At 69.2% G+C, this 17,530-nt stretch carries 13 protein-coding genes; 10 read left to right on the top strand and 3 right to left on the bottom strand.

All coding sequences use genetic code 11. The annotated features are described in order from the left end of the window. Positions 1 to 16: 16 nt before the first annotated feature. The gene (locus tag OG205_RS03970) at positions 17 to 979 is read left to right on the top strand and encodes a helix-turn-helix transcriptional regulator (RefSeq protein WP_442916803.1); all 963 of its coding nucleotides are present in this window, start codon (positions 17 to 19) and stop codon (positions 977 to 979) included. Positions 980 to 987: 8 nt separating this feature from the next. Here the strand turns inward: OG205_RS03970 and OG205_RS03965 are convergent, their stop codons facing one another. Further along, the gene (locus OG205_RS03965; protein ID WP_330274864.1) at positions 988 to 1,968 is read right to left on the bottom strand and encodes a helix-turn-helix domain-containing protein; all 981 of its coding nucleotides are present in this window, start codon (positions 1,966 to 1,968) and stop codon (positions 988 to 990) included. A gap of 97 nt (positions 1,969 to 2,065) precedes the next feature. On the opposite strand from OG205_RS03965, the gene OG205_RS03960 reads away from it, so the two are divergent. Continuing rightward, positions 2,066 to 3,028 (top strand): alpha/beta hydrolase, encoded by a 963-nt coding sequence (locus OG205_RS03960; protein ID WP_330274863.1) that lies wholly within the window; start codon positions 2,066 to 2,068, stop codon positions 3,026 to 3,028. On the opposite strand, the gene OG205_RS03955 is transcribed toward OG205_RS03960, so the two are convergent. After that, positions 3,012 to 5,063, bottom strand: coding sequence for a cellulase family glycosylhydrolase (locus OG205_RS03955; protein WP_330274862.1), 2,052 nt, complete (start codon positions 5,061 to 5,063; stop codon positions 3,012 to 3,014). The genes OG205_RS03960 and OG205_RS03955 overlap by 17 nt on opposite strands. A gap of 220 nt (positions 5,064 to 5,283) precedes the next feature. Here OG205_RS03955 and OG205_RS03950 point away from each other — a divergent pair, with 220 nt between their 5' ends. The 8 genes from OG205_RS03950 (at position 5,284) to OG205_RS03915 (ending at position 15,352) form a co-directional block, all read left to right on the top strand. Beyond that, positions 5,284 to 7,926: a glycoside hydrolase family 9 protein gene (locus OG205_RS03950; protein WP_330274861.1), complete on the top strand. Its 2,643-nt coding sequence runs from the start codon at positions 5,284 to 5,286 to the stop codon at positions 7,924 to 7,926. A gap of 112 nt (positions 7,927 to 8,038) precedes the next feature. Further along, positions 8,039 to 9,061, top strand: a complete 1,023-nt coding sequence (locus OG205_RS03945; RefSeq protein WP_330274860.1) for a LacI family DNA-binding transcriptional regulator — start codon at positions 8,039 to 8,041, stop codon at positions 9,059 to 9,061. A 375-nt stretch (positions 9,062 to 9,436) separates the two neighbouring features. Continuing rightward, the gene (locus OG205_RS03940) at positions 9,437 to 10,717 is read left to right on the top strand and encodes an ABC transporter substrate-binding protein (protein ID WP_330274859.1); all 1,281 of its coding nucleotides are present in this window, start codon (positions 9,437 to 9,439) and stop codon (positions 10,715 to 10,717) included. Between the two features lie 20 nt (positions 10,718 to 10,737). After that, on the top strand, positions 10,738 to 11,676 hold the full coding sequence (locus OG205_RS03935) for a carbohydrate ABC transporter permease (protein ID WP_330274858.1): 939 nt from the start codon (positions 10,738 to 10,740) through the stop codon (positions 11,674 to 11,676). After that, positions 11,673 to 12,488 carry a carbohydrate ABC transporter permease gene (locus OG205_RS03930; protein ID WP_330274857.1) on the top strand — a complete coding sequence of 272 codons (816 nt, stop codon included), beginning with the start codon at positions 11,673 to 11,675 and terminating at the stop codon, positions 12,486 to 12,488. The genes OG205_RS03935 and OG205_RS03930 overlap by 4 nt, the downstream gene beginning before the upstream one ends. A 2-nt stretch (positions 12,489 to 12,490) precedes the next feature. Next, positions 12,491 to 13,867 (top strand): GH1 family beta-glucosidase, encoded by a 1,377-nt coding sequence (locus tag OG205_RS03925; protein WP_330274856.1) that lies wholly within the window; start codon positions 12,491 to 12,493, stop codon positions 13,865 to 13,867. Beyond that, positions 13,864 to 14,883 (top strand): LacI family DNA-binding transcriptional regulator, encoded by a 1,020-nt coding sequence (locus OG205_RS03920; protein WP_330274855.1) that lies wholly within the window; start codon positions 13,864 to 13,866, stop codon positions 14,881 to 14,883. The genes OG205_RS03925 and OG205_RS03920 overlap by 4 nt, the downstream gene beginning before the upstream one ends. A 220-nt stretch (positions 14,884 to 15,103) precedes the next feature. Continuing rightward, on the top strand, positions 15,104 to 15,352 hold the full coding sequence (locus OG205_RS03915) for a hypothetical protein (RefSeq protein ID WP_330274854.1): 249 nt from the start codon (positions 15,104 to 15,106) through the stop codon (positions 15,350 to 15,352). A 30-nt stretch (positions 15,353 to 15,382) separates the two neighbouring features. Here OG205_RS03915 and OG205_RS03910 read toward each other — a convergent pair whose 3' ends face one another. Beyond that, positions 15,383 to 17,476, bottom strand: coding sequence for a beta-galactosidase (locus tag OG205_RS03910; protein ID WP_330274853.1), 2,094 nt, complete (start codon positions 17,474 to 17,476; stop codon positions 15,383 to 15,385). Positions 17,477 to 17,530: the final 54 nt, after the last annotated feature.

Below are 17,530 nucleotides of genomic sequence, written 5' to 3'. Positions count from 1 at the left end.
TGGAATGATCGAGAACATGCTGGAGACCTCGGCCCGCCTGCTCGAACTGCTGTCGTTGCTCCAGCTCAAGCGCGACTGGACGAGCACCGAACTCGCCGGCCGGCTCGACGTGAGTACGAGGACCGTGCGCGCCGACGTCGGCAAGCTGCGGTCGCTCGGCTATCCCGTGCAGGCGCGCCCCGGCGTCGCGGGCGGGTACCGGCTGGCGGCCGGGACTGCGATGCCCCCGCTGCTGCTCGACGACGACGAGGCCGTCGCCGTCGCGGTCGGACTGGGCGCGGTCGCGACCCAGCGGCTCGGAGTCGAGGAGACATCGCTGACCGCGCTCGCGAAGCTGGAGCAGGTGCTGCCCTCGCGGCTGCGTCGGCGCGTGGAGTCGGTACGCGAAGCTATGAGCGTTGTTCCGGGGGCAGGCCCACCGCTCGACGTCTCGGTGCTCGGCGCGGTCGCCGCCGCGATCCGCGGCCACGAACGACTCCGGTTCGGGTACACGAAGCCCGGGGGCGACGAAGAGGCGCGCCACACCGAACCGCAAAGGCTGGTGAGCTGGGGAACGCTCTGGTACCTGCTCGCGTGGGATCTCGCCCGTGACGACTGGCGGGTCTTCCGCGTCGACCGCATGGTTCCGCACGCACCGACGGGTGCGCGGTTCCGGCCGCGCGTGATCCCGGAGGACGATGCCGTCGAGTACGTCCTCGGACGCGTCAGCAAGGGGGCCTCGAGGTACCGCGCCCTGGTACTCGTGCACGCGCCCGCCGCCAAGGTCGCCGCGAGGATCCACATCCCGGTCGGCGTCGAGGCGGTCGACGAGTCCACGTGCCGGGTCGAGGTGGGTTTCGACGCCCCGGACCGGATCGCGCTGTGGATGGCTCAGCTCGACTTCGACATCGAGGTGATCGACGGAGTCGAGCTCGCGGCGGCGTTCGACCGCCTCGCGACGAGGTTCCGCCGCGCGGCGGGTGGCACATCCGCGCCGTGAAACAGGGCCTAGTCGTCCCGCAGGCGGCGCAACATCAACGCCAGATGGAGCCGGAACCGGCCCGCCGAGTCGAGTTCGAAACCGAGCACCGATTCGGCGCGGGCGAGCCGGACGGTCATCGTGCTGTGGTGCCGGTGCAGCACCGCCGCGGCCTTGCGCACCGAACCGGTGGCGCACAACGCGTCCAGCATCGTGATCATGCCCGGCTCCGCGGCCAGCCGGTCGAGCGCGCGCACGTCCGGCAGCGCCGCGATGTCGGCGGAGTCGAGCTGTTCGGCGAGAAGTGCCAGTCCGCCGAGCCTTTCCCACCACACCACCGGTTCACTGTCCGATGTGTACCGCAACGCCGTCCGCGCGGCCTGCCAGGACCGCGCCGCCTCGATCGCGGGCAGCAGCGGCCCGACGCCGAGACGCCCGTCCACGTCGGGGACCTCGGTGCTCAGCACCGCCCGCACGTTCCCCAGCAGCACCGACCGACCTGGTACCTCGCCGGTCGCCGCCAGCACGCGCAGCGGTGCCGTGGCGGCGATGCCGAGCAGGTGCAGGGCGCGGGATCGTTCCGCTGTGCCAACGCTTTCGGACAGCACCAGTTCCACCAGCGCCGGATCGCCCAGCTCCGGCAGCGGCACGCTGGAGTGCTCCAGCAGCACGGCGGCGGCGATCGCGAACCGTTCCAGCAACATGTCGTCCAACGGTGCGGGCATGCCCTCGCGCGCCACCCACACCTGCACGCCGCCTTCGAGAGCGCGGACGGCGGCCCCCGCGGGCACCGGACCCGCCGTGACGGCACCACCGGCGTCGGCCCGCAGCGCCAGTCCCTGTCCGGGCGCGCTCAGCCCGGCCGGGCACCCGGCGAGTTCGGACGTGCTGCGCACCAACGCGTCCAGGCCCGCGCGCTCGGTGATCAGGCGATCGAAGAACCCGATCACCCTCACCGCGCTCTCGGCGTCGGCGTCCAGCCCGGACAACCTCAGCAGCAGGCCTCGCATCACGCCACCATAGCCCCGACAGGTGGCTGGCCGGGTGGCCGAATCTCCCGCCACGTGTCGGCTGCCCACACCGTCGTCCCACCCCGAGGATCAGTGCATGAGTTACAACGTCGATCCCGAACTGCTGCCTTGGCTCGACATGCTGCCGTTGGTGGCCCTGCCCGACTACGAAGCACTGCAGGCGGCGCGCGGCCAGCAGTCACAACTGAGCGATCTCATGCCGGCCTACGAACCGGCGAACCCGATCGACATCCGGGACCTCACGGTGCCCGGCCCGTCCGACGCCCCGGACGTGCCGGTGCGCGTCTACAGCCCGGCGAACCGCCAGGGCCTGGTGCCAGGACTCGTCTACGTCCACGGCGGCGGGTTCGTCCTCGGCGACCTCGACACGTTCCACGCCCATGTCCTGCGCCTGGCCGACGAACTGGGCATCGTCATCGTGTCGGTGGACTACCGGCTCGCGCCCGAGCACCCCTTCCCCGCTCCGGTCGAGGACTGCTACGCGGCGCTGAAGTGGACCGCCGAGAAGGCGGGCGAGCTGGGCATCGACCCCGCACGGCTGGGCATCGGCGGTGAGAGCGCGGGTGGCGGTCTCACCGCCGGCACCGTGCTGATGGCACGCGATCGTGGTGGCCCCGAGCTGTGCTTCCAGTTCCTCGGCATCCCCGAGCTCGACGACCGGCTCGGCACCGAGTCCATGACCGACTACGTCGACACCCCGATCTGGAACCGCCCCAACGCGGTCTACAGCTGGACGGCCTACCTCGGCACCGAACCGGGCGGGGACGACGTCTCGCCGTACGCCGCTCCCGCCAGGGCGGCAGATCTCCGGGGCCTGCCGCCGACGTTCGTGTCGACGTGCCAGTTCGACCCGTTGCGCGACGAGGGTGTCGAGTACGCGCGCCGCCTCGCACACGCGGGCGTGCCGGTCGAGCTGCACCTCTACCCCGGCACGTTCCACGGTTCGTCGATGGTGGCGAGCGCGGAGATCTCGGCCCGGATGTTCGCCGACGAGATCGCCGCGCTGCGCCGCGGGCTGAAGGTCACAGGCTCCCCGTGACCGCGCTGCCCGACCTGGTGACGTAGTAGGTGACGGTGGCGCCACTCCAGTAGTGGAACGTCAGCGTCACCCGCGCGTTGTCGTTGACCTCGGCGAAGAACTCCGGCGTGAGCGTCGTCGCGCCGGTGGTGTAGTTCGGTGCGAACGCCCGGTCGAACTCCTTGAAGGAAGTCCAGTTGTGCGGGCCGGCGTTCGACCCGTCCGCGTACTTCGCCTCCATCGTGGCGAGCAGGTCGCCGCGGAAGGTGGTCGGGATCGAGAACGCGGCGGTGGTGCCGGTCGCGGCGGACAGCACCGGGACGTCGTGGGTGATGAGGTTGATCCGCCACGGCACACCCGTCGAGAAACTCGCTGTGAGGACGGCGTTCGTGCCGTAGCTCCGTGATCCGCTCAGCCGGGTCATCGCCGCCGCCGTCAGCGTGAGCTGGTCGCCCGCGATCGTGTAATCGGTGCCGCGCACCAGTTCCGTCGTGCCCTGACGCAGGCCGATGAACGTGGTTCCGTTGGTGTTCAACGTGATCGTCTTGGCGGCGACGGCGCTCGACCGGGCGCTGAACACCTGGTCGCTCGACGCCGTGCCGGAACGGGTGGCCCAGCTCGACTTGATCTGCGCGATCAGCTCGGGATCGCTCCACTGGAATGAAGTGCGGCCGAGGTGCTGGCCGTTGTCCCACAGCATCGTGGTGATCTTCTTGGTGCGCGCGTAGTAGCCGAGGTGCTCGAAGAACTTCAGCTTCTCGCCCTGCTCGATCGTGCCGGTGTGCCGGTCGAACCCGAGCAGCCCGTACTCGCCGAGGATCACCGGGACGCCGCGTGCCACGAAGGTGTTGTGGACGCGGTCGAACGAGTCGGTCAGGTCCTTCTGCGCGGTCGCGTCGTAGCGCGTGCCGCCGGCCACGTTCACGCTGAACGGCCAGTAGCCGTAGTAGTGGAAGGTCGCGATCAGGTTGGGGTCGTTGAACCCGCTGATCGACGTCGCCAGCTCGTCGAGGCGCGCCTGGTCGGACGACGTGTGCAGGGTGGGCAGCACGAGGAGGCGGCTCGCGTTGTTACCGCCTGAGCGGCGCACGATGTCGCGGAACGACGAGTTCAGCTCGTGCAGCAGCTGGGCGCTCTGAGCGTCGCCCGAACTGCCGGTGAACTGAGGCTCGTTCACGCTCTCGAACACGAGCTTTCCCGGTGAGTCCTTGAAAGCCGACGCGAGCTGCGTCCAGATCGCGTTGTAGCGGGTGAGCACCCCGGTCCTGTTGGACGGCATGGCCGAGATCCACTGCCACGAGTCGTGGTGGATGTTGATCATCACCTGGAGGTCGTCGGCCAGCGCCCATCCGACGACTTCTTTGACGCGGTTGAGGTAGGCCGCCTCGATCGTGTGATCCGACGCCTGGTGCTGGCCCCACGTGACGGGGATGCGAATGCTCTTTAAGCCCTGCGCCTTCACGTTGTCCAGCAAAGCCTCCGTGACGCGCGGGTTGCCCCAGGACGTCTCGTCGCTCCCGGTCGCGTCGAGCGAGTTGCCGAGGTTCCACCCCGGTTGCATCGCCGCCACCTGCGCCATCGCGTTGCCCGGCACGGGATTTCCCGTGGTGGTGGTCGTGGTGGTGGTCGTCGTCGTGGGCGTGCCGGGACTTCCGGTGCAGGTGACCCCGTTGAGAGCGAACGACGCCGGCGCGGTGTTCGTGCCCGACCAGCTGCCGTTGAAGCCGAACGAGACCTTGGCGTTCGGCTCGATCACCTTGTTGTAGCCCGCGTCGGCGGCCGTGACCTGGCTGCCCGACGACGTGACGGTCGCGTTCCAGGCCTGCGTCACCTGCTGGCCGGACGGCCACGTCCAGGTCAGCCGCCAGCCGTCGACGCGGTCGCCGACGTTGGTCACGGACACGTTGGCGGTGAACCCGCCCTGCCACTGACTCGGTACCGCGTAGTCCACCTTGCAGCCCGGCGCGGCGGCGGCGGGAGCCACGACCGCCAGGCCGATGCTCGCGGCCACCGACACGAACGCCGCCGTCAGCGCGACGATGCGCCTTCCGGTCATGCCACCCACCTCCACGGCCTGGGAGCGTTCCCAGTTCGGAGCCGGACTGTAACCAGCATCAACACGCTCGAAAAGTGAGCCGTCGAACTGTGGTCGATGTGCCTGTCGAATGAGTCCAGCCCTCTGTCGGAGCGCTTTCATGACCGTTACAGTCCGAAACCTGGGAGCGCTCCCAGACACAGTCCGCACCCTGTCATCGGAGGCTGACGTGCACCGTCGCATGTCGAGAGCTGTGGCAGCCGTCCTCGTCGCGTTGCTCGCGGGGATGGCCGGCCCACTGGCGCCACCATCGGCCGCCGCACCCGCGTTCAACTACGCGGAGGCGTTGCAGAAGTCGGTCTGGTTCTACGACGCCCAGCGGTCGGGGGCGCTGCCCGCGAGCAACCGCGTGAGCTGGCGTGCGGACTCGGCCCTGCGCGACGGCTCCGACGTCGGACTCGACCTTTCCGGCGGCTTCTACGACGCCGGTGACCACGTCAAGTTCGGGCTGCCCTTCGCGTTCAGCGTGTCGATGCTCGCCTGGGGAGCCGTTGAGAACCGGGCCGCCTACGCCGGTTCCGGCCAGCTCCCGCACCTCCTGGCGAACCTGAGGCACGGCACGGACTGGATCATCAAGGCGCACCCGTCCCCGAACGTCGTCTACGGTCAGGTCGGCGCGGGCAACCCCGACCACGCCTGGTGGGGATCGGCGGAGGTCATGCCGATGGCCCGTCCGTCGTACAAAGTGGACAGTTCGTGCCCCGGCTCCGACCTCGCGGGCGAGTACGCGGCGGCGATGGCGTCGGCGTCGATGGTCTTCAAGGACACCGACCCCACCTACGCGGCGACTCTGCTCACGCACGCCAAGCAGCTCTACAGCTTCGCGGACACCTATCGCGGCAAGTACAGCTCGTGCATCACGGACGCCGCGAACTACTACAACTCCTGGAGCGGTTACCAGGACGAGCTCGTCTGGGGTGCGATCTGGCTGCACCGCGCCACCGGTGACGCGAGCTACCTCACCAAGGCGAAGACGGAGTACCAGAAGCTCGGCACCGAACCGCAGAGCTCCGAACGCTCCTACAAGTGGACCATCGCGTGGGACGACAAGTCCTACGGCGCCTACGTCCTGATGGCCAAGCTCACGGGCGAGCAGGCGTACATCACCGACGCCAACCGCTGGCTGGACTTCTGGACCACCGGCTACAACGGCAACCGGGTCCGCTACTCCCCCGGCGGTCAGGCGGTGCTCGACAGCTGGGGATCGCTGCGCTACGCCGCCAACACCGCGTTCGCCGCCCTGACCTACTCCGACTGGCTGTCCACTCGAGACAGCGCCAGAGCGAGGACCTACCACGACTTCGGTGTGCGGCAGGTCAACTACGCCCTCGGCGACAACCCGCGCAACTCCAGCTACGTCGTCGGCTTCGGCACCAACCCGCCGCGCAACCCGCACCACCGCACCGCGCACGGTTCGTGGGCCGACAGCATCCAGGAACCGACCACCAGCCGGCACGTGCTCTACGGCGCGCTGGTCGGCGGTCCCAGCACCAACAACGACGCCTACACCGACAGCCGCAGCGACTACGTGATGAACGAGGTCGCGCTCGACTACAACGCCGGCTTCACCGGCGCGCTCGCCCGCCTGTACGGCGAGTTCGGCGGCACCCCGCTCACGAACTTCCCGGTGGCCGAGACGCCGGACGGCCCCGAACTGACCGTCCAGGCGTCGGTGAACCAGAGCGCCGCGCAGTTCACCGAGATCAAGGCGTTCGTGCTCAACAAGAGCGCGTGGCCCGCGCGGACGTTCAACGGCACGCTGCGCTACTACTTCACGCTCGACGGCGCCACGACGCCGAGCCAGATCACCGTCACCACGAACTACAACCAGTGCGGCACACCGAGTGCGCCGGCGCAGTACCGCGGCGCGGTGTACTACGTGGAGATCCCGTGCCCCGGCGTGGCTCCGGCCGGGCAGTCCGCGTTCCGCAAGGAGGTCCAGTTCCGCATCGCCAGCACCGGCACGTGGGACCCGGCCAACGACTGGTCCCACACCGGCCTGGGCAGCGGCAACACCGTCGCCCAGACCGACAGGATCGTGCTGCGCCAGGACGGCAGGACGGTGTGGGGCAACGAACCCGGCGGCGTGGTCGAGGACAGCGAGGCACCGTCGGTCCCGAGTGGATTGACCGCCTCCGGCGCCACCGCCACCGGCGTCACGCTGAGCTGGACGGCGTCGACGGACAACGTCGGAGTCGCCGGATACGACGTGCTCAACGGAACCACGGTCGTCGGCACAGCGACCACGACCAGCCTGCAGGTCACCGGCCTCACGCCGGACACGCCGTACTCGTTCTCCGTGCGCGCAAGAGACGCGGCGGGCAACACCTCCGCAGCCAGCACCTCGGTCGCCACGCGCACACTCCCCGGCGCCGCAAGCACGCTCTCGGTGCAGCACAAGGGGTCCGGCTCGGCCACGTCGAACCAGATCGGCGCCACGCTTCAGCTGACGAACCGGGGCACCTCACCGGTCAGCCTGGCCACCACGACGATCAGGTACTGGTTCACCGGTGAGGCGCCGGCGGCGACGTACCAGACCTGGTGCGACTGGGCGCAGATCGGGTGCGCCGGCGTCCAGGTGCGGGTGGTCAGGCTCACGACCGCACGTGCGGGAGCCGACGCGTACCTGGAGGTGTCCTTCGCCTCCGGCAGCCTCGCCGCGGGCGCGAGCACGGGCGAAATCCAGGTGAGGATCGCGAAGTCCGATTGGTCCACTTTCGTCCAGTCCGACGACCACAGCTACCGGATCAGCAGTGCTCTCACCGACTTCGACAGGGTGACCGCCCACACCGGTGGCGCCCTCGCGTGGGGTGCCGAGCCCTGACGACTTCGGGGCGGGACGTTCTGAGCGGCAGGCGTCCCGCCCCGACCCCAGCCGCGTTCCCGGCACAGCGTCGTGCCGTGAACGCGCTCTCACGGGCCTCTACGATGGACTCATGACGGAGATCGACCGGCAACGACGGCCCGGCCCCCGGATCGAGGAGGTCGCCCGACTGGCCGGGGTGTCCAAGTCCACGGTCTCCAGGGTGATCAACGACGAGCCGTACGTGAGCGCCAAGGCCCGTGACGCCGTGCACACGGCGATCACCCACCTGAAGTACAGCCCGAACCAGGCTGCCCGCTCCCTCGCGGGCAGCAAGGCGAACGCCATCGCGCTGATCGTCTCCGAGCAGAGCGGCCGGGTCCTCGGCGACCCGTTCTTCGCCGGGGTGCTGCGCGGCGTCCACGCCGAACTGACCGGGCGGCAGATCCAACTGCTGCTCATGCTCAGCCAGCCGGAGGACCACGACGACCTCGTCGGCTACCTGGCGAGCGGCCACGTCGACGGCGCGTTGCTGGTGAGCCTGCACGGCGACGACCCGCTGCCGCGCCGGCTGCAGGAGATCGGCCTGCCGGTCGTCGCGGGCGGGCGCCCCCTGGGCTCCGGCTCGATCCCGTTCGTCGACTCGGACAACTTCACCGGAGGCCTGGACGCGGCACGGCACCTGGTCTCACTGGGACGCACCAGGATCGCGACCGTCGCGGGCCCGCGCGACATGGCGGCGGGCCTCGACCGGCTCAGCGGCTGGCGGCGCGGGCTCGGTGAGGCGAGGCTGCCCGCGGACCTCGTCGCGGAGGCCGACTTCACGCCGGAGAGCGGCGCTCGCGCGATGAGCGACCTGCTCGACCGCGCACCCGACGTCGACGCGGTGTTCGTCGCCGCCGACATCATCGCCCTGGGCGTGCTGCAGGTGCTGCACGCACGCGGCAAGCGCGTTCCAGAGGACGTGGCGGTCGTCGGGTTCGACGACTCGTTGCTCGCCTCCACGGCCACTCCCCCGCTCACCACCGTCCGGCAGGACGTCGAGCAACTCGGCCGCACGATGACGTGGCGGCTGCTGGGCGAATTGGCCGGCGAGGACGGCCTTCCGCCGTCGCTGTTGCTGCCGACTTCTCTGGTGCGCCGCGCGAGCGCTTAGGAGCCGTCCAAGTCCGGTTCGCCGAGAGCCGCACTTGCGGTGGTTGCTGGTGATGCGGCCGGACGGCCCGCACTCCGGTGCCTCCGGATGCCGCCTCGGACCCGGCTGTCGCGGACCGGACTTCACCACGGGCTCTGACGCTTTCCGTGCCGGGATCAGCACGGAGTGTTAACCCTTAGGACACATTTCCGGGAACGCTCCCAGGTTTCCCAACCGTGACCTGAGTCATGAATGACGAGGTCACCCGGTCGAGTGACATCGAAAACGCCTGGTGTGGGCCGAAGCGTGTCTTGACACACGTTCGAAGCCAGTACGACACTCCCCTGCATCTGGGAGCGCTCCCAGAACCGCCGCCGAGACCAGAGGAGTTCTCCCGTGCGACACCGTTGGATCAGCGTGCTGATCTGTGCCGCCGTGACCGCCGCCGCCACCACAGCGTGCGGATCAGGCGGGGCCAGCCAGTCCGCAGACGGAAAGACCGAACTCACGATCGCCACGTTCAACGAGTTCGGCTACGAAGAGCTGTTCAAGGAGTACGAGGCGGCTCACTCGGACATCAAGATCACCCAGCGCAAGACCGGACAGGGCCAGCCGCACCACCAGAACCTGTTCACCAAGCTGGGCGCCGGCTCCGGGCTCGCCGACATCGAGGGCGTCGAGGAGGGCTACCTCAGCCAGGTGATGTCGAAGTCCTCCCAGTTCAACGATCTCAAGGAGATCGGCCCGAAGATCGAGGACGGGCGCTGGCTGGACTGGAAGACCCAGGCGATCACCACCAAGGACGGCAAGCTCATCGGCTACGGCACCGACATCGGTCCGCTGGCCATGTGCTACCGCAAGGACCTGTTCCAGCAGGCCGGTCTGCCGTCCGACCCCGAGGGCGTCAAGGCCCTGTTCGCCACGTGGGACAGCTACTTCGCCGCCGGTGACCAGTTCGTCGCCAAGGTTCCGGGCGTCGCGTGGTTCGACAGCGCCGCGCAGGTCTACAACGCCATGCACAACCAGCTCGAGACCGGCTACTACGACAAGTCCGACACGCTGGTCGTCGACACCAACGCCGGCATCAAGTCCAACTGGACCGCGGTGACCGGGGCCGTCGCGAAGGGACAGTCGGCTCGGCTCGGCGCGTTCAGCAACGAGTGGAACACCGGCTTCAAGCTCGGCAAGTTCGCCACCAAGACCTGCCCGTCGTGGATGCTCGGCGTGGTCGAGACGCAGGCGGGCCCCGAGAACAAGGACAAGTGGGCGGTCACCGACGCGTTCCCGAACGGTGGCGGCAACTGGGGTGGCTCGTACCTGAGCGTGCCGAAGCAGAGCAAGAACGCCAAGAAGGCCGCCGAGCTCGCCGCCTGGCTGACCGCGCCGGAGCAGCAGATCAAGGCGTTCAAGGCCAAGGGCACCTTCCCCAGCCAGACCAAGGCCCTCGAGGCGCCTGAGCTGCTGGAGCAGACCAACGCCTACTTCGGCAACGTCAAGGCCGGCGAGCTGTTCGCCACGCAGGCCAAGAAGATCAAGGCAGCGCAGTACAAGGGTCCGGCCGACGGCCAGATCCAGGAGACGGTGTTCAGCCCGGCACTGCAGTCGGTCGAGCAGGGCAAGAACGCCGACGAAGCCTGGACGACCGCCGTCGAAGGCGCGAAGAAGGCGGCCAAGTAGTGACGGCCACTCTCTCCAAGGTGGACCGCGGGCGAGAGCAGGAGGCTCGCCCGCGGCCTCCGCGGCGGTACCGGCTGTCCCATCTGGACACCAAGGTGTCGCCGTACCTCTTCGTCGCACCGTTCTTCGTGCTCTTCGGGGCCATCGGGCTGTTCCCGTTGCTCTACACGGCCTACGTCTCCCTGTTCGACTGGGAGGTCGGCGCCGACGAGCCGCTGTTCATCGGCCTGGAGAACTACCGGACGCTGTTCGAGGACGACCAGTTCTGGAACGCGCTCTTCAACACCTTCAGCATCTTCCTGCTCTCGAGCGCGCCGCAGATCGTCGTCGCGGTGCTGATCGCGGCACTGCTGAACGCGAACCTGCGGGCCCGCACCGGGTGGCGGATGGGCGTGCTGCTTCCCTACGTGGCGAGTCTCGTGGCGTTGACGATCATCTTCGGCAACCTGTTCGGCCCGCAGTACGGCCTGGTGAACGACGTGCTCGGGCTCGTCGGCGTCGACCCGATCGACTGGCAGGCCAGCACGTTCGGCAGTCACGTCGCCATCGCGTCGATGGTCAACTGGCGGTGGACCGGCTACAACGCGTTGATCGTCCTCGCCGCGATGCAGGCGATCCCCCGTGACGTCTACGAGGCCGCACTGGTGGACGGCGCGAGCGCGCTGCGGCAGTTCTTCAGCATCACGCTCCCGATGCTGAAGCCGACGCTGATCTTCGTGATCATCACCACGACCATCGGCGGCCTGCAGATCTTCACCGAGCCGAAGCTGTTCGAGCCGTCCGGCGGCAGCGGCGGCGGCACGGAGCACCAGTACCAGACCGTCGTGCTCTACCTGTACCAGTCGGCGTTCCAGGGCCTCGACCTCGGCTACGCCTCCGCGATCGCATGGGTGCTGTTCATGATCGTGATCGCCGTCGCCGCCCTCAACTTCTTCCTCACCAGGAGGGCCGTGCGATGATGAGACGACCGTCCTTCGCGATCTACGGAATCCTCGGCGCGTTCGTGCTCGGTTCCGCTTTCCCGTTCTACTGGTCCTTCCTGGTCGCGAGCCGCGACAACTCGGTGCTGACGGGCGACTTCACGCTGATCCCCGGCGGCAACTTCTGGTCGAACTCGCTGCGCGTGTTCGACACGATCCCGTTCTGGAAGGCCCTGGGCAACAGCTTCCTCGTGTCCGGCACCGTGACGTTCTCGGTGGTGCTGCTGTCGACGCTGGCCGGGTTCGCCTTCGCCAAGCTGCGCTTCCGCGGCCGAGGAGTGCTCTTCCTGTTCGTCGTGGCAACGTTGGCAGTGCCGACCCAGCTCGGGATCATCCCGCTGTACATGGCGATGGCCGAGTTCGGCTGGGCCGGCGAGCTGGAAGCCGTGATCGTGCCGAACCTCGTCACCGCGTTCGGCGTGTTCTGGATGCGGCAGTACCTGCTCGACGCCATTCCGGACGAGCTCGTCGAGGCGGCCCGGATGGACGGCTGCAGTCTGTGGCGCGCGTTCTGGCACGTCGCACTGCCCGCAGCCCGGCCGGCCGCCGCCATGCTCGGCGTGTTCACGTTCATGCAGTCCTGGAACGACTTCCTGTGGCCGCTGGTCGTGCTCAACGCCGACAACCCGACGCTCCAGGTCGCACTGGAGAAGCTGCAGAGCGGTTACTACGTCGACTACTCGCTCGTTCTCGCCGGAACCACGCTCGCGACGGTTCCGGTGCTCATCGTGTTCCTCGTACTCGGGCGGCAGATCGTCGCCGGTGTCATGCAGGGCGCCGTCAAGGGGTGAAAATGGAGAACATTCTTTTCCCACAGGGTTTTCTGTGGGGAGCCGCGACCGCCGCGTTCCAGGTGGAAGGTGCGACCGACGTGGACGGCCGCACCGACTCCATCTGGGACGAGTTCTGCCGGCAACCCGGCAAGGTGGTGGGCGGCGACTGCGGTGAACCCGCCGCCGACCACTACCGGCGTTTCGAGCAGGACGTCGCCATGATGGCGGACCTGGGACTGAAGGCCTACCGGTTCTCGATCGCCTGGCCGCGCGTGCGGCCGGACGGCGGGAAGGTCAACCAGGCGGGGCTCGACTTCTACAAGCGGTTGATCGACTCGCTGCTGGCGCACGACATCGCGCCGTGGCCCACGCTGTACCACTGGGACCTCCCGCAGAAGCTCGAGGAGACCGGCGGCTGGGCGAACCGCGACACCGCGTTCCGGTTCGCCGACTACGCGGCCGCCACCGTCGAGGCGCTCGGTGACCGGGTCGGCACCTGGACGACGATGAACGAGCCGTGGTGCTCGGCGTTCCTCGGGTACGCGGGCGGAATCCACGCGCCCGGCCGCACCGAGCCCAAGGCCGCCGTCGCCGCGGTGCACCACCTGCTGCTCGCGCACGGGCTCGCGGCCGACACCATCCGCGCCGCCCAGCCGGAAGCCAAGGTGGGCATCACGCTCAACATGTACCCGATCATCCCCGTGGATCCCGGCAACCCGGCGGACCTCGACGTCGCGCGGCGGCTCGACGGGCTGCAGCAGCGGATCTTCCTGGACCCGTTGCTGCGCGGGGAGTACCCGGCCGACATCCTCGCGGACCTCGAGCCGTTCGGGTTCGGTGAGCACATCAAGGACGGCGACCTCGGCGTGATCTCCGGGCCGATGGACATGCTCGGCGTCAACTACTACACCGAGCACTACGTCAGCTCCACGCCCAACGGCGAGACCGGTCCGTCGCCGTGGGTCGGCGTGCAGCACGCCTCGTTCCCTGCCAGGGACGCTCCCATGACCGACATGGGCTGGGAGGTCAGGCCGGACGGCCTCACCGCCGTGCTGATGCGGGTGCACCAGGACTACCCGCGGCTTCCGTTGTACATCACGGAGAACGGCGCCGCGTTCCGCGACGACTTCTCCGGCACCGGCGCGATCGACGACGTGGACCGCACCGGTTTCATCGCCTCCCACCTTCGTGCCGCCCACGCGGCCATCGAGGCGGGTGTCGACCTGCGCGGCTACTTCTGCTGGTCGCTGCTGGACAACTTCGAGTGGGCAGAGGGGTACGCGAAGCGGTTCGGCATCGTCCACGTCGACTACGACACCCAGATTCGCACGCCGAAGATGAGTGCGAGGTGGTACAGCAGGGTGGCTCGGGACAACGCGTTGGTCGCCGTCTCATGACGGAAGGCAGGAGTCGCCGCCCCGGCCCGCGCATCGAGGAGGTCGCGCGCGTGGCCGGGGTGTCGAAGTCGACGGTCTCCAGGGTGATCAACGGCGAGAAGTACGTGAGCGAGCGGTCGCGCCAGGCGGTGCACCGCGCGATCGCGCTGCTCGGGTACAGCCCGAGCCACGCCGCGCGCACCCTGGCCGGCAGCAGGGCGAACGCGATCGCCCTGGTGATCTCCGAGCAGGGCAGCCGGGTCCTCGCCGACCCGTTCTTCGCCCAGGTGTTGCGCGGGGTGCACGCCGAACTCGCCGGACGGCACGTACAACTCCTGCTGATGATGAACCGGCCGCACGACGGTGAGGACCAGGTCGCGTACCTCACCGGCGGGCACGTCGACGGTGCCCTCGTGGTGAGCCTGCACGGCGACGACCCGTTGCCGAGGACGTTGCACGAGACGGGGCTGCCCATCGTGGTGGGCGGCCGTCCGCTCGCGGGTGGCGCCGTCCCGTTCGTCGACGCCGACAACTTCAACGGAGCTCTGGGGGCCGTGCGGTTCCTCATCTCCTTGGGTCGCGAGAAGATCGCCACGATCGCCGGTCCGCTCGACATGGCGGTGGGCATGGACCGCCTGAGCGGCTGGCGGTGCGGGCTCGCGGAACACGGCATGGCCGTGGAACTGGTGGTGCACAGCGACTTCACGCCCGACAGCGGCGCGCTCGCGATGGAGGAGCTGCTGCGCAGGGCGCCCGATCTCGACGCGGTCTTCGTGGCGGCGGACATCATGGCGCTCGGCGCGTTGCGAGTGCTCCAGGAGAGCGGCCGCCGGATCCCCGACGACGTAGCGGTCGTGGGGTTCGACGACTCCGTGCTCGCCGCGACGGCCGTGCCGCCGCTCACCACCGTGCGGCAGGACGTCGAGGGGTTCGGCCGCACCCTGACCTGGCGGCTGCTGGCCGAGCTCGCCGGTGAGGAGAAGCTGCCGCAGTCCATGCTGCTGCCCACGTCGCTGGTGCGCCGCGCGAGCGCTTGATCATGCTTGCACCCCAACGGTTCGATCGCCCTCGCGTCGAATCGACTCGAACGCATTCGACGCGGAAGTAATTCCTCCCGAGCCTGAACCAGAGCCAGGACCAGGCCGTATTACGACATGCGAGGGAGAGAGAGCGGGGGTTGCGATGCAGGCGGGCCGATTCTTCGACGATTCACCGGACAATTCACCGGACAGCGGTCCGGAACTATCGGACACAGCGGTGCTGCGCGTGCTGTGGATGACGGCGCAGGGCATGGTGTGGCCGTGGCTGCTGCAGAGCATGTGCCGCGGCGACGCCATCGAGGAGGCCCTGAAGAGCGAGCTGATCTGGGCGCCGGTCGGCGACCACCTCGGCTACCACATCACGGACGCCGGGCGGCGGCGGATCATGGACTGGTACCAGGAGAACCGCCCCGGCAGGGGCACGCAGGACGACTCGGCGCACTGGCGCGCCGTCACCATGCGCTGAAGGACCTGCGCTGAAGGATCTGGCGCACGCCTACCGGTCCGACGCGAACACGCGCACGTCCCGTTCCCCGAGCGCGACGCGCCCGCCTGCCGGAACGCCGTCGCCGCCCAGCAGGTCGGTGAGCGCGACCGGCGTGACGATCTCGGCGCGGTCTCCGCTCCAGTTGTGCACCACGTGCAGACGACGTCCGTCCGGCGAGGTGCCGGTCGTCACGGTGACCGTCTCCGGGAGATCCGCCCAGCCCGACACCGGTGCGGGCGCGAACCACGTCGCGAGCGCGGCGGCGAGAACGCGGCCGGGCACCGTGCCGACGCACGTGACGCGACCGGCGCCGTGTCTCCGGGTGGTGACCGCGGGCCACCGTCCGAAGTGGTGGTGGTCGTACTCCACGAGCACGTCCGCGTCGGTGACCACGTACCCCTCGACCCACCGGGTGGCGACCGCGTCCGCGGGCAGGTTCAGCGCGGATCCCTCCGTGGCGTGCACGCGCAGGTCGCCGGAGAGGTTGCTGAACTCGTCGTAGTGGACGCCCGCGACCTCGGTGAGACGGCCGGGAGCAGGCTCGTGGCGTGCCCTGCCCTCGTGGTCGGCGTAGGCGGTGCGAGGTCCGATGACCAGGTGGCCGCCCGAGTGCGCGTACTCGGCGAGCCAGTCGATCGTCGCGTCGTCGGCGAGGTACAGCGCGGGCGCGATCAGCACGGGGTGCCGGCGCGCGGCCTCCTCCAGGTCGTGCAGCTGACCGGCGTGGATCATCCGCACCTGCCGTCCCGCCTCGAACGCGCCGCGGTAGAACGAGTCGAAGATCCGCTGGTACGCGGCGGCGTCCGGGCCACCGTCCGGAGTGGACAGCGGTGGGTACTTCTGCATGAGCCACTTGCTGGGCAGCGAGTGGACGATCGCGATGTCGGCGTCCGGCTCGACGCCCGCGACCGCCGCGCCCGCGGTCTCGAACTCGGCTCCCAGCCGCGCGAGCTCGGCGTGAACGCGACCGGGCCGGCCGCTGTGCGGCAGCACGCCGCCCCAGTAGGTCTCCGCGCCGAAGTGCAGCGTGTGCCAGTGCCAGTACTCGATCATCCGCGCGCCGCGGGCGACGAAAGCCCAGGCCGCCTGGCGCCACTGGCCGTCGTAGGCGGGACGGTTGTCCCAGGGCGTGCCGATGTTCCCGGCGTTGGTCTCGGTGACCAGGAACGGTTCCTGACGGGAGGAGAAGATCCAGTCGGCACCGCGGTAGAACGCCCAGACTCCCCTGGTCTTCCAGCCCTGCTCGTGGTCGTCCGGCGTGGGGTCGGGCAGCGTGAGCCCGTCCTGCATGTCGTAGTAAGGATTTCCGGCGGTGACGTCCACGTGGCCGGTCAGCCCGTCGTCGTCCAGAGCCACGTGCGGGTAGTGCAGGCAGGTGGTGACGAACTGCTCCGGCCGCGCGTACTCGCGGACGATGCCGGCCTGCCACGCCACGAACTCCGTGGTCTGCCGCGCCTGGAACGCCCGCCACGCGACGTCGTACTGCGGCTGGGCGTTGCCCTCCGGCGTCCACAGGTCGGCCCAGTCCGACAACCGGTGGGACCAGTACACCAGGCCCCACGCGCGGTTCAGGTTCTCGACGTCGCCGTAGGTGGCGCGCAGGTGGTCGACGAAGCGCTGGAACACGCCTCGGTTGTGCAGCAGGTGCACGCCCGGTTCGTTGTCCACCTGGAACCCGATGATCGAGGGGTGGCCGACGTACCGTTCGACGATCCTGCGCGTGACGCGTTCGGCGTGGAAGCGGAAGGCGGGGTGGGTGAAGTCGGCCTCCTGCCGGGCTCCCCAGCCGACGCGCCGGCCGTCGGCCCGCCGCGCCGCGATCTCCGGGTACTGCCGGGCGAGCCACGGCGGCACCGCGTACGTCGGCGTGCCGAGCACGACGGAGATCCCGCGTTCGTGAGCGCCGTCGAGCACCGGCTGGAGCCAGTCCAGCTCGAACCGGCCGTTCTCCGGCTCCCACGTGGACCACACCGACTCGCCGACCCTGATCACGGTGAAACCGGCCTGCACCATGAGGTCCAGGTCGGTTTCGAGCCGCTCGTACGGCTGGTACTCGTGGTAGTACGCGGCGCCGAACAGCACCCGCTCCGGCAGGACAGCCATCAGGAGACCTCCGTCGTGAGCGGGACGCTCACGTGATCATCGGAGGCTTTTCCG

Origin of the sequence: Lentzea sp. NBC_00516, assembly GCF_036346835.1 — a bacterium.
Lineage (GTDB): Bacteria > Actinomycetota > Actinomycetes > Mycobacteriales > Pseudonocardiaceae > Lentzea > Lentzea sokolovensis.
The sequence above is the reverse complement of the archived record's forward strand: the minus strand, read 5'-3'. Positions and strand labels throughout refer to the sequence as shown.

Excerpts from the sequence above, each read along its gene's own strand:
- OG205_RS03955 (WP_330274862.1), bottom strand. The coding sequence starts at position 5,063 with ATGACCGGAAGGCGCATCGTCGCGCTGACGGCGGCGTTCGTGTCGGTG.
- OG205_RS03920 (WP_330274855.1), top strand. The coding sequence starts at position 13,864 with ATGACGGAAGGCAGGAGTCGCCGCCCCGGCCCGCGCATCGAGGAGGTC.
- OG205_RS03965 (WP_330274864.1), bottom strand. The coding sequence starts at position 1,968 with ATGCGAGGCCTGCTGCTGAGGTTGTCCGGGCTGGACGCCGACGCCGAG.
- OG205_RS03945 (WP_330274860.1), top strand. The coding sequence starts at position 8,039 with ATGACGGAGATCGACCGGCAACGACGGCCCGGCCCCCGGATCGAGGAG.
- OG205_RS03925 (WP_330274856.1), top strand. The coding sequence starts at position 12,491 with ATGGAGAACATTCTTTTCCCACAGGGTTTTCTGTGGGGAGCCGCGACC.
- OG205_RS03910 (WP_330274853.1), bottom strand. The coding sequence starts at position 17,476 with ATGGCTGTCCTGCCGGAGCGGGTGCTGTTCGGCGCCGCGTACTACCAC.
- OG205_RS03950 (WP_330274861.1), top strand. The coding sequence starts at position 5,284 with ATGTCGAGAGCTGTGGCAGCCGTCCTCGTCGCGTTGCTCGCGGGGATG.
- OG205_RS03960 (WP_330274863.1), top strand. The coding sequence starts at position 2,066 with ATGAGTTACAACGTCGATCCCGAACTGCTGCCTTGGCTCGACATGCTG.
- OG205_RS03930 (WP_330274857.1), top strand. The coding sequence starts at position 11,673 with ATGATGAGACGACCGTCCTTCGCGATCTACGGAATCCTCGGCGCGTTC.
- OG205_RS03970 (WP_442916803.1), top strand. The coding sequence starts at position 17 with ATGCTGGAGACCTCGGCCCGCCTGCTCGAACTGCTGTCGTTGCTCCAG.